The sequence below is a fragment of the Falsiroseomonas oryziterrae genome (assembly GCF_021864505.1).
In the GTDB taxonomy this organism is placed as follows: domain Bacteria; phylum Pseudomonadota; class Alphaproteobacteria; order Acetobacterales; family Acetobacteraceae; genus Falsiroseomonas; species Falsiroseomonas oryziterrae.
In genome coordinates this window covers 1-10,484 of sequence record NZ_JAKJIB010000120.1, presented here as the reverse complement: position 1 = coordinate 10,484, position 10,484 = coordinate 1, and the positions used below count along the sequence as shown (strand labels likewise).

At 71.9% G+C, this 10,484-nt stretch carries 12 protein-coding genes and 1 pseudogene; 4 read left to right on the top strand and 9 right to left on the bottom strand.

Features of this window, described 5'->3' with window-relative positions; all coding sequences use genetic code 11:
* A pseudogene (locus L2I40_RS11620) lies at positions 1 to 329 on the bottom strand (hypothetical protein); the annotation flags it as partial.
* Between the two features lie 78 nt (positions 330 to 407).
* Entirely contained in the window at positions 408 to 704 is a 297-nt protein-coding gene (locus L2I40_RS11615) for a DUF1330 domain-containing protein (protein ID WP_237215120.1), read from the bottom strand.
* 79 nt (positions 705 to 783) lie between these two features.
* Here L2I40_RS11615 and L2I40_RS11610 point away from each other — a divergent pair, with 79 nt between their 5' ends.
* Complete coding sequence (locus L2I40_RS11610; RefSeq protein WP_237215119.1) at positions 784 to 1,617, top strand: class I SAM-dependent methyltransferase; 834 nt, start codon at positions 784 to 786, stop codon at positions 1,615 to 1,617.
* A 1-nt stretch (position 1,618) separates the two neighbouring features.
* On the opposite strand, the gene L2I40_RS11605 is transcribed toward L2I40_RS11610, so the two are convergent.
* The gene (locus L2I40_RS11605; protein WP_237215118.1) at positions 1,619 to 2,884 is read right to left on the bottom strand and encodes a glutamate-5-semialdehyde dehydrogenase; all 1,266 of its coding nucleotides are present in this window, start codon (positions 2,882 to 2,884) and stop codon (positions 1,619 to 1,621) included.
* Positions 2,885 to 3,160: 276 nt separating this feature from the next.
* Between L2I40_RS11605 and L2I40_RS11600 the strand changes: the two genes are divergently transcribed.
* Together L2I40_RS11600 and L2I40_RS11595 are read left to right on the top strand one after the other, a co-directional pair.
* The gene (locus L2I40_RS11600) at positions 3,161 to 3,376 is read left to right on the top strand and encodes a hypothetical protein (RefSeq protein ID WP_237215117.1); all 216 of its coding nucleotides are present in this window, start codon (positions 3,161 to 3,163) and stop codon (positions 3,374 to 3,376) included.
* 265 nt (positions 3,377 to 3,641) lie between these two features.
* Complete coding sequence (locus L2I40_RS11595; protein ID WP_237215116.1) at positions 3,642 to 3,974, top strand: hypothetical protein; 333 nt, start codon at positions 3,642 to 3,644, stop codon at positions 3,972 to 3,974.
* Positions 3,975 to 4,075: 101 nt separating this feature from the next.
* On the opposite strand, the gene L2I40_RS11590 is transcribed toward L2I40_RS11595, so the two are convergent.
* The 6 genes from L2I40_RS11590 to L2I40_RS11565 form a co-directional block, all read right to left on the bottom strand.
* The gene (locus tag L2I40_RS11590; protein WP_237215115.1) at positions 4,076 to 5,575 is read right to left on the bottom strand and encodes an ABC transporter substrate-binding protein; all 1,500 of its coding nucleotides are present in this window, start codon (positions 5,573 to 5,575) and stop codon (positions 4,076 to 4,078) included.
* A 65-nt stretch (positions 5,576 to 5,640) separates the two neighbouring features.
* Positions 5,641 to 6,765 (bottom strand): glutamate 5-kinase, encoded by a 1,125-nt coding sequence (gene proB, locus L2I40_RS11585; protein ID WP_237215114.1) that lies wholly within the window; start codon positions 6,763 to 6,765, stop codon positions 5,641 to 5,643.
* Between the two features lie 66 nt (positions 6,766 to 6,831).
* A complete protein-coding gene (locus L2I40_RS11580) occupies positions 6,832 to 7,122 on the bottom strand; it encodes a hypothetical protein (RefSeq protein WP_237215113.1) in 291 nt (96 codons plus the stop codon).
* Between the two features lies 1 nt (position 7,123).
* Positions 7,124 to 7,441, bottom strand: coding sequence for a YggT family protein (locus L2I40_RS11575; RefSeq protein ID WP_237215112.1), 318 nt, complete (start codon positions 7,439 to 7,441; stop codon positions 7,124 to 7,126).
* Between the two features lie 171 nt (positions 7,442 to 7,612).
* Positions 7,613 to 9,664: a sodium:solute symporter family protein gene (locus tag L2I40_RS11570; protein WP_237215111.1), complete on the bottom strand. Its 2,052-nt coding sequence runs from the start codon at positions 9,662 to 9,664 to the stop codon at positions 7,613 to 7,615.
* A gap of 4 nt (positions 9,665 to 9,668) precedes the next feature.
* Positions 9,669 to 9,962: a DUF4212 domain-containing protein gene (locus L2I40_RS11565; protein ID WP_237215110.1), complete on the bottom strand. Its 294-nt coding sequence runs from the start codon at positions 9,960 to 9,962 to the stop codon at positions 9,669 to 9,671.
* A 170-nt stretch (positions 9,963 to 10,132) separates the two neighbouring features.
* On the opposite strand from L2I40_RS11565, the gene L2I40_RS11560 reads away from it, so the two are divergent.
* Positions 10,133 to 10,484: hypothetical protein (locus L2I40_RS11560; RefSeq protein WP_237215109.1), on the top strand; the 352-nt coding region annotated here is incomplete at its 3' end.

Sequence of the window (10,484 nt, the reverse complement as noted above, 5' to 3'; positions counted from 1 at the left end):
AAGGCGGGCGCGGCGCCGGAAGGGAAGGTCTCGCGCGCGCGCTCGCGCAGCGTGCCGAAGAACAGCGCGCCGGCGACAGGCGGCGCGCCCGGCGCGGCGGGGCCGACCTTCCAGCCGACCTGGTCGCCCCAGGGCTGCGCCAGTGCGGCGACGAGCCGGTCGCGCGCGCAGAGCGCATCCGCCATGGTCAGGTCGGCGCGCGGTGCCGGTGGTGCCCGCCGATCCAGGATCGCCGAGGCGAGCCGCGCCACCTCCGCGACCGAAGGGCAGGCGGCCGCGGCGGGAAGGGGGGCCGCGATGACCAGCAGGGCGGCGAGCAGGCGTCGCATGGGCGTGTTCCTAGCCTCCACCGGCCCGGATGCTAAGGCCGCCGCGCGCGAGCCGGTCATGCCGAGCGCGTGCGCGGCTCAGCCGGGCGCATGGCCCTCCACCAGCACCACGTCGCTCCGCGTCGTCGCCAGCCGCAGCGCGAGCAGCGGCGCGTAGTCCGGGCTGGCGTAGAAGGCCTGCGCCGCCGCCATCGAGGGAAACTCCAGGATCACCAGCCGCTTCAGCGCCAGCGCGCCCTCGAGCGCCGTCTGCGCGCCGCCGCGCACCAGATAGCGCCCGCCATGCGCGGCGATCACCGGCGGCACCGCGGCGCGGTAGCGCTCGAAGCCCTCCGGGTCAGTGACCTCGATGTTGGCGATCAGATAGGCAGGCATGGCGCGTGTCCCTGGCTTCGGTGCAGCCTAGACCCTGCGCAGGCGCACCGCGATGGGTTCCGGCAGGCAGGAGGCGGCGATGGGCGAGGATTGGCGGGCGCTGAACCGGGCGAGCTGGGACGAGCGGGCGGCGGTGCATCTCGCGCCCGGCGGCTACGACCTGTCCTCGCACCGCGCCGGACGCGGGCGGATGGACAGCATCGCGGAGGCGGAGCTCGGCGACGTCGCCGGGCTGCGCGTGCTGCACCTGCAATGCCATATAGGCGACGACACGGTCGCCATCGCGCAGCGTGGCGCGGCGGAGGTGGTGGGCGTGGATTTCAGCCCGCCGGCGCTGGCCGCGGCGCGGGCGCTCGCGGCCGAATGCGGCGTGGCGGCGCGCTTCGTCGAATCCGACGTGCTCGCGGCGGATGCCGCGCTGCCCGGCGAAGCGGCGTCCTTCGACCGCGTCTTCGCGAGCTGGGGCACGATCTGGTGGTTCCCGGACCTGCCGGGCTGGGCGCGGATCGTCGCGCATTTCCTCAAGCCGGGTGGCGCGCTGGTCTTCGCCGATGCGCATCCGGTGGCGTTGGTGTTCGACGATGTGGGGCGCCGCGCGGGCGACGGCCTGCCCGGCTGGGAGGTGCCGTATTTCGAGCGCGCCGGCCGCATCTGGGACGAGCCGGGCGACTACGCGAACGAGGGCGCGCGCCTCCAGAACAGCCGGACAATGAGCTGGCTGCACCCGCTCACGGACATCCTGGAGGCGCTGCGCGCCGCGGGGCTGCGTCTGGAGCGCGTGCGCGAGCACCCGGCCGTGTGCTGGCAGATGTTTCGCGGGCTGGTGCGGGACGAGGTGGACCCGACGCTGTGGCGCTGGCCCGGCGAGGCCTGGTTGCCTCTCGGGCTCAGCATCACGGCGGTGAAGGGATAGGCTAGGGCCGCAGCTGGCCCGTGCCGATCACCTGGTAGCGGTAGGTGCAGAGCTGCTCGAGGCCGACCGGGCCGCGCGCATGCAGGCGTCCGGTCGCGATGCCGATCTCGGCGCCGAAGCCGAACTCGCCGCCGTCGCAGAACTGCGTCGACGCGTTCCACATGCCGACGGCGGAGCCGAGGCGCGCGAGGAAATGCTGCGCCACCGCCTCGTCCTGCGTGACGATCGCCTCGGTGTGCTCGCTGCCATAGCGGCGGATGTGGTCGAGCGCGTCGTCCACGCCGTCCACCACCTTCACCGACAGCACGGCGTCGAGCCATTCGGTGCGGAAATCCTCCTCCGTCGCGGCGTCGAGGTCGGCGACGATGGCGCGCGCGCGCGAATCGGCACGGAAGCGGCAGCCCAGCGCACGCAGGTCGCCGACGATGGCGGGCAGCAGCGCGGGCGCGATGGCGGCGTCGATCAGCAGCGTCTCGGTCGCGCCACAGATGCCAGTGCGGCGCATCTTCGCGTTGGCGACGATGGCGCGCGCCATGGCGTGGTCGGCGGCCGCGTGGACATAGGTGTGGCAGAGCCCTTCGGCATGCGCGAGGACGGGCACGCGCGCCTCCTCCATCACCCGCGTCACCAGGCCCTTGCCGCCGCGCGGCACGATGAGGTCGATGAGGCCGGCGGCGCGCAGCATCGCGGCGACGAAGCCGCGATCGGCGGTGGGCGCGACCTGCACCGCCGCTTCCGGCAGCCCGGACTCGCGCAGCCCCTGCGCCACGCAGGCATGGATGGCGAGCGCGCTGCGCAGGCTCTCGCGCCCGCCGCGCAGGATCACTGCGCTGCCGGCCTTCAGGCAGAGGCCGCCGGCGTCGGCCGTCACGTTCGGGCGGCTCTCGTAGATCATGCCGACGACGCCGATCGGCTGCGCGACGCGGCGGATGAGAAGGCCGTTCGGACGCGTCCATTCGGTCAGCACGCGGCCGACCGGATCGGGCAGCTCGGCGATCTCGTCGAGGCCCTTCGCCATCGCCTCCACGCGTGCGGGCGTGAGCGTCAGGCGATCGCGGAACGCGTCGGTCAGATCCGTCGCGGCGGCCAGGTCCTCGGCGTTCGCCGCGAGCACGCTGTCGCAGCGTGCGCGCAGCGCGGCGGCGGCAGCACGCAACGCTGCGTCCTTCTGCGGCCGCGGCGCGACCGACAGCGCATGCGCGGCCTCGCGCGCGGCGCGCGCAGCGGTCTCCAGCAGGCGGGTCACTTCGTCGGCGACGGCGTTCATCGGGGCCTCCGCGCGCAGCAGTAGCGCGCGCGGCAGGGCGGGGGAAGGCGCGTACCGTTCCGTCTCCGCGCAGTTCGCCGCGACCTCGCCGCGACTTCGCGAAGAGTTCGCCGTGTCCTCGGGACTTCAGCCGGCCGCAAGGCGCCTGATGCTGTCGGGCGGCACCGGCCATCCAGGCCAAGGCCAGGCAGTCGGACCGCCCGCTGCCGGCGCCGCCGCGAGCGTCGCGACGGGGTCTCGCCGGCCAGGGAGTGCCCAGCAGTCAGGAGACCACCGATGACACGCCTCGACGTCCTTGCAGGGCTCGCGGCTTCCGCCCTGGTGCATGTCGGCCTCGCCGGCGGAGTGCCGGCGACGGGCAGCCTCGACGCCGCGCCGCGCGTCGCCGAGGCGAGCCCGCGCTGCACCGAGGCGGAGGAGCTTGCGCCCTTCATCCTCGATCCGCTGCCGCCCCTGCGCATCGCGCAGGCCGGACCGGCGGTGCGGGCATGACGGCGCTCCCAGGCCGACCGTGCACGCCGACGCGTGTCGCCTGCGTCGCACGGCCCGGACGGGGCAGAGGCGGATCGCAACGGCGCGTGCCGGACCGAGACGCACGACACACCGGCGCAACACGGCCCGACAGGCGCGAGACCATCGGCGACATCGCCGCGACACGCCGCGGGCGCAGCTTGCGCCCATCGGACACGCCGCGTGACGCGGATGGACGAAACCCGCGGGGCCAGGACGGCCGCCGCATCATCGAGAGGAGAGTGTCATGAGGATCATCACCCGCTTCGCCGCCGCCACCCTGGTCGCGGCCGGCTTCGGCACCGCCGCCGCGGCGGACACCAGCTATCCGCGCGTCGTCGGCAGCGGCGAGAACGCCTCGGTCGAATATGCGACGCCGAGCCTGAACATCGTCGGCGGCGCGCTGAGCCGCATGACCGGCAGCGGCGAGAGCGCGAGCACCGAGGTGCTCTCGGCCGAGATCGCGCAGCCCCGCGGCGGCATGCCGCGCGTGGTCGGCACGGGGAACGATGCGAGCCTGTTCTACGGCGACCAGGCGCCGGCGCGCATGGCCGGCACCTCGCGCAACACCCGCGGCTGATGCCCGCGGGTGCAGGGGCGGCCCGAGGGGGCCGCCCCTTGCCTGTGGGGCGGCCCGATTCAGCCCTCGGGGGCTGAAGACCCTCCGGTCATCGGGACGCTTCAGCGCGCCAGGCGCAGTCCCGCCAGACGGATGATGCCGTCAGGGCTGGGCTCGAAGCCCTGAAGCTCGGCGCGCATCGCCCAGAACCAGCGGTGGTGGTAGAGCATCAGGTGCGGCCGATCGGCCATCCAGATGCGTGTCGCCTCGTGATACAGGCGCTGGCGCTCCGGCACGGCGGTGACCGCGCGGGCGCGGTTGAACAACTCGTCGAGCCGCGGATTGGCGTAGCGCCCCCAGTTCAGGAACCCGTCCGAGGCGAGCCAGAAGGCGATGTTGCCGTCCGGATCCGGCCGGCCCGACCAGATCGCGATCGCCGCCTCGTAGTCGCCGCGCTGGGTCGAGGCGACCATCGCGCTGGCTTCCAGCACCTCGAGCCGGATGTCGAAGCCGCCTTCGGCGGCCATCGCCTGGATGATCTGCGCGACCTGCGCATCCACGGGCTGGTTCGGCACTTTCAGCGTGAAGGCGACGCGGTCGTGCCCGGCGGCGCGCAGCAGCGCGCGGGCCCGCGCCGGATCGCGCGCGGGTGGTGCCAGGTCGGCGAAGTGATACGCCGTGCCCGGCGCCTCCGGCTGGTTGTTTGGGGTGAAGCGGCCTTCGAGCGCGACCTGGTTGATGATGGCGCGGTCGATCGAGAGCTCCAGCGCCTCCCGCACGCGCGGATCCGCGCCGAGCGGGCGCTGGGCGAGCGGGCCGGCGCCGACATTGATGCTCATCGTCTGGTAGGCGATGGAGGCACCCGAAACGAGCCGCAGCCGCCGGTCGCGCTCCACAGCCGGGATGTCGGTGGGGGCGACGCGCTCGATCAGGTCGAGCTGCCCGCCACGCAGGTTCAGCATGCGGACGTTGTTGTCGGGGATCGGCAGGAAGGTGAGCCGGTCGAAGTGGATGTTCGCCGCGTTCCAGTGGCCCTGGTGCTTCTCCATCTCGATGCGGTCCTGCGCGATGCGGCGCGTCAGGCGGAAGGGCCCGGAGCAGACCGGGTTCTCGCCGACACGTTCCGCCATCGGCAGCACGGCGGGCGAGAGCATCATGCCGGCGCGGTCCGACAGCACGGAGAGCAGCGGCGCGAAGGGCTCCGACAGCACGAGGCGGACGGTGCGCGCATCCACCACCTGCACGTCGGAGACCGGGCGCAGCTCGGTGCGGCGACGGGATTCTCGCGCGGTGCGGTAGCGGTCGAGATTGGCCTTTACCGCCGCCGCGTCCACCGGCGCGCCGTCCTGGAAGCGCGCACCGTCCCGCAGCGTCAGCGTCAGCGCGCGGCCATCCGGCGACCACGCCCAGGCGGTGGCCAGCTCGGGGCGGAACTGCAGGTCGGGCCCGACATCCACCAGCTTGTCGCAGAGGGCGGAGAAGACGACGCGCTCCACGAAGGAGCCGGATTGCGCCGGGTCCAGCACGTTCGGATCGGCGCCAATGCCGATGCGCAGATGGGTCTGCGCGAGCGCGGGCGCGGCAAGCAGCGCGAACGCGGCGGCGAGGCGGAGCGGACGCATGGCGGGTCTCCTGCGGCGGGCATGGCAGCCTGCCGCAGGACGGCACGGCTGCGAAGCGTGCCCCGTCAGGACGTCGCCAGCAGCACCAGATCGTCGCGGTGGATGATCTCGTCGCGGCCGCGCCAGCCCAGGATCTCCTCCAGCGCATCGCTGCGGTGGCCGGCGATCTTCGCGGCGTCGGCGGAATCATAGGCCGACAGGCCGCGCGCCAGCTCGTGACCGGCCGCGTCCTTCACGCTGACGGGATCGCCGCGGCGGAACTCGCCTTCCACGGCGCGGACGCCGGCCGGCAGCAGCGAGGATCCGCGCGCCAGCGCACGCGCCGCGCCGTCATCCACCACCAGCGCGCCGAGCGGCGCGAGGCTGCCGGCGATCCAGCGCTTGCGCGCCGAACGGCCGGCGGGCTCGGGCAGGAACCAGGTGCAGCGCGCGCCGGCTTCCATCGCCGCCAGCGGCCGGTCCTGCTTGCCGAGCGCGATCGCCATGGCGCAGCCGGCGCCGGTCGCGATCCGCGCGGCGATCAGCTTGGTGCGCATCCCGCCGGAGGAATAGCCGGGCGGTGGCTCGCCCCCCATCGCCATGATCTCCTCGGTCACGTGCTCGACCACCGGCAGATGCGCGGCCTGCGGATCGCGGCGGGGATCGGCGGTGTAGAGCCCGTCGATGTCCGACAGCAGCACCAGCGCGTCCGCCTCCACCATCTCGGCGACGCGGGCGGCCAGGCGGTCGTTGTCGCCGAAGCGGATCTCCGTGGTGGCGACGGTGTCGTTCTCGTTGATGACCGGAATGCAGCCGAGCGAGAGCAGCGTGCCGAGGGTGGCGCGCGCATTCAGGTAGCGGCGCCGATCCTCGCTGTCCTCCAGCGTCAGCAGCAGCTGCGCGGCGTTGAGCCCGACGCCGGACAGCGCCGCCGCCCAGGCGCCGGCGAGGCGGATCTGGCCCACGGCGGCAGCCGCCTGCTTCTCCTCCAGCCGCAGCTTCTTGCGCGTGAGGCCGAGCGCGCGGCGCGCCAGCGCGATGGCGCCGGAGGAGACCAGGATCACCTCGGTCCCGCGCGCCCGCATCGCCGCGACGTCGGCGGCGACGCCGGCGAGCCAGGCCTCGCGCGGCGCGGTCGTCCGCTCGTCCACGACGAGGGCGGAGCCGATCTTCACCACGACGCGGCGGGCGGTGCGGAGGTCGATGGACATGGCCGGCGCGGATAGCATGGGGGCGCCCCGGCCGGGAGGCGGCCCCGTGGCCGGCCCCGGCGGGATTCAGCCGAGGCCGATCAGCAGCAGCAGCCCCGCGGCGCCGAGCCAGACCCACATCGCCTTGTCGAGCCCCAGGCCGGCGCGTTCGGCGATCGCCGCCGGGACGGCGGAGAGCAGCAGCGTGGAGGTCGAGACGATCAGGCTCGCGCCGTAGAACACAGTCTCGTTCGTCAGCGGCACCATTTCCGGCATCCAGACCGGGTGCAGCATCCAGACCAGGCCGAGCATCGGGCTGACCAGCCCGTTGACGAGGCAGAGGCCGACCGTCGCGACGAAGAGGTTCTGCGGCGTCATCTCAGCCGGCCCCCGGCGGCGTGAGGCTGGGCGCCATGCCGGCGCTGATGGCCAGCACGCCGCCGACCAGGCGGATGCCGAACAGCCAGCAGGCGGCGACCAGCGGTAGGAAGCGCTGGCCGACATAGGAGGGGACCATGCGGCGGGCGCACCAGACCGCCCAGTCGGTGAGCATGCGGAAGCCGCGCCAGATGTAGTTGGCGCTCTCCTCCGGCACGAAGACCTGCATGAGGAAGCGGCCGATGCAGGCCCAGGCGGTCAGCGCCAGGACGTACATCGGGATCCAGAAGGCAAGGTAATCGGAGATGAAGGACTGCATCGCCCCCCTCGGCGCCACCGGTGCAGCCTGTGCAAGAAAAAAGGGCGGCCAACAAGTGGCCGCCCCCCCGAAACCCTCCGGTGGCTTCGCCACCGGAGGAAGAGCCGAAGCCCCGACGATCAAGCGCCCATCGGGGCCCCCGTCGCGACGCCGAAGGCGTCGTGATGGGGATTACTCAACCGCTTCCCGCTGGTCGGCGAGGCGAACGCCGCCCTTCGGGATGCGGATGTCGTCGATGAAGTCCTGCATCGCCTGGCTCGGCGCCGTGGTGAACTTGGACACCAGCCAGATGGTCAGGAACGAGAGCGGCACGCCGATGATGCCGCCCGAGATGTTGTTGATGCCCCAGAGGCGGCCAACCACGCGGTTGCGGAGCACCACGGTATCCGTCGGGATGCCGATGATGCTGCCGAACCAGGAGAGCGCGCCGTCCTTGACGTTCGCGGCGTTGGCCACGATCGCCGCCGCCTCGGCCCGCAGTTCGGCCGAAACGAAGTTGGGGTTGATCGTGCCGACCTGGCGGGCCGCGGCGACGATCTGCTCCTTCGCGCCGAAGAGCTGCACGAAGTTCAGTCCGAACCACTCCGACCAGATCAGGTAGCCGAAGGTGACGACGTAGCCGACGGCCATGCCGGCGATGGCGCCGGTGTTCGTGGTCTTCTTGTACCAGACGCCCATCACCAGCGCGGCGAAGAGGCCCGCGGCGGCGATGGAGAAGGCCCAGGCGACCAGGAACAGGATGTCGGCGCCCGCATTGCCCGCCGTCCAGGCCGCCGCGATGGCGACGATGATCAGCAGGGTGCGGGAGATAATCAGCCGGCGCGCGGTCGGCGCGTTGCGGTCGATCATCTTGTAGTAGACGTCGTGCGACAGCGCGTTGGCGAGCGCCAGCAGCAGGCCGTCCGCGGTGGAGAGCGCGGCGGCGAGGCCGCCGGCGGCCACCAGGCCGGCGATGACGTAGGGCAGGCCCGCGATCTCCGGCGTCGCCAGCACGACGACGTCGGGGTGGATGCGGAACTCGTTCCACTGGAGGATGCCGTCGCGGTTGACGTCCACGATGTTGATCCACGGCACCCCGTAGGGCGACATGATCTGCCAGTTCTTGATCCACTCCGGCAGCGACGCGATCGGCTGGCCGATGATGTTCTGGTAGATCTCGACCTTGCCGAACGCCGCATAGGCCGGCGCCGTGAAGTACAGCAGGAAGATGAAGAACAGCGACCAGGCCACGGACTGCCGCGCCTCACGCACCGAGGGCGTGGTGAAGTAGCGCATCAGGATGTGCGGCAGCGCGGCGGTGCCGACCATCAGGCAGAACACCAGCGCGAAGAAGTTCACCGCCGCCGGCATCGAGAACTGGCCGTTCGCGCCGATGAAGGGCTGGGTGTGCCAGCCGGTGACGCCGGGCGGCGGCACCATGCCCGCGGCGCGGAACTGGTTCTCCAGCCCCTCGATCCGCTCCAGCGCGAAGCCGTACATGATCTGCGGCAGCGGCACGCCGGTGACCTTGGCCGACATGAGGAAGGCCGGGATCAGGTAGGCGATGATCAGCACGATGTACTGCGCCACCTGCGTCCAGGTGACGGCGCGCATGCCGCCCAGCATCGAGCAGACCAGGATGCCAGCGAGGCCGACGAACACCGCGATGCCGAAGGACACGTCGAGGAAGCGCTGTGTGATGATGCCCACGCCCACGATCTGCGCCACGACGTAGACGAAGGACGCGGTGATCAGCACGATGACGCCAACAAGGCGTGCCGCGTTGCCGCCGTAGCGGGCGCCGAGGAAGTCGGGCACCGTGTACTGGCCGAACTTGCGCAGGTAGGGCGCGAGCAGCACCGCCACCAGCATGTAGCCGCCGGTCCAGCCCAGGATGAAGGCGAGGCCGCCGTAGCCGAGCGCGTAGAGGCTGCCGGCCATGCCGATGAAGCTGGCCGCCGACATCCAGTCGGAGCCGGTCGCCATGCCGTTGTAGAGCGCGGGAACGCGCCGGCCGGCGACGTAGTATTCCGCCACCGCCTGCGTGCGGCTGATGATGCCGATGTAGGCGTAGACGCCGATCGTCAGGCCGACGAACAGGTAGCCCAGGATGCGGTCCGGGACCCCCATCTGCTCGAGGATCGCGATCAGGATGACGAAGACGGCGAACCCGCCCGTGTACCCGGCGTAGATCTTGCCGAGCGAGGCGATGAAGGGATCCTTCTCCTTCGCGGAGGCCGACATGCGATCAGTCCTCCTGCACGCCGAATTCTTCGTCGATCTGGTTCTGGCGCTTGCCGAACCAGAAGAGCGCGACGACGAAGATGATCAGGCTGCCCTGCGCGGCCATGTAGAAGCCGAGCGGGAAGCCCAGGATGTGGATCGGGTTCAGCATCGGCGCGAGGAGGTGGATCCCGAAGCCGGCGACGAACCAGATCGCCAGCACCGTCCACATCAGGCCGGAGGTCTTCTTCCAGTAGGCCTCCCCCGTGGCCCTGTCCACGGCGGCGGTGCGCGCGCCCTGGACCTCCTGTGAATCCACCAGAGGCATATCGTTCTCTCCCCAAGAACCCGCGACCGACCGGCCGGACGCGCTCTCCCCGACTCGCCCGAAACTGAGCAGCCGTGAAAAATCTTTCAGGCAAGCCGCTATCACGTCAAGAAAAGGACACTCAAGATGCGCGCATTCTGGAGCAAGGTTAACAAACATCCATGTGGCTGAAGAAGCTGCTGCGCCCCGCCCGTGCGGCCACGCCCGACGCCCTGCAGGCGTTCCTGGCCGCCCAGGCCGCCTTCGTGGCGCAGAAGACGGTGCTCGACTATTGCCGGGTGAAGGCCGGGCGGCATGAGCGCGAGACCTTCGCCGATCCCGACTTCCGGGCGGCGCTCGACCATTGCCGCTGGCAGGTCTTCGCCGCCTCCGTGCTGGACGTGACCGCCATGGCCGAGGCGTGGCTTCGCCCGCATGCCGCGGGGCAGGAGCCGGCGCTGGCGGATGCGCTCGCGCGGCTCGGCGGCGCGGTGCTGGATGGGGCGCCCGCGCCGGAGGCAGAGCGCGGCAGCC

Excerpts from the sequence above, each read along its gene's own strand:
- L2I40_RS11570 (WP_237215111.1), bottom strand. The coding sequence starts at position 9,664 with ATGTCGGCCTCCGCGAAGGAGAAGGATCCCTTCATCGCCTCGCTCGGC.
- L2I40_RS11600 (WP_237215117.1), top strand. The coding sequence starts at position 3,161 with ATGACACGCCTCGACGTCCTTGCAGGGCTCGCGGCTTCCGCCCTGGTG.
- L2I40_RS11590 (WP_237215115.1), bottom strand. The coding sequence starts at position 5,575 with ATGCGTCCGCTCCGCCTCGCCGCCGCGTTCGCGCTGCTTGCCGCGCCC.
- L2I40_RS11605 (WP_237215118.1), bottom strand. The coding sequence starts at position 2,884 with ATGAACGCCGTCGCCGACGAAGTGACCCGCCTGCTGGAGACCGCTGCG.
- L2I40_RS11615 (WP_237215120.1), bottom strand. The coding sequence starts at position 704 with ATGCCTGCCTATCTGATCGCCAACATCGAGGTCACTGACCCGGAGGGC.
- L2I40_RS11580 (WP_237215113.1), bottom strand. The coding sequence starts at position 7,122 with ATGACGCCGCAGAACCTCTTCGTCGCGACGGTCGGCCTCTGCCTCGTC.
- L2I40_RS11610 (WP_237215119.1), top strand. The coding sequence starts at position 784 with ATGGGCGAGGATTGGCGGGCGCTGAACCGGGCGAGCTGGGACGAGCGG.
- L2I40_RS11575 (WP_237215112.1), bottom strand. The coding sequence starts at position 7,441 with ATGCAGTCCTTCATCTCCGATTACCTTGCCTTCTGGATCCCGATGTAC.
- proB (WP_237215114.1), bottom strand. The coding sequence starts at position 6,765 with ATGTCCATCGACCTCCGCACCGCCCGCCGCGTCGTGGTGAAGATCGGC.
- L2I40_RS11595 (WP_237215116.1), top strand. The coding sequence starts at position 3,642 with ATGAGGATCATCACCCGCTTCGCCGCCGCCACCCTGGTCGCGGCCGGC.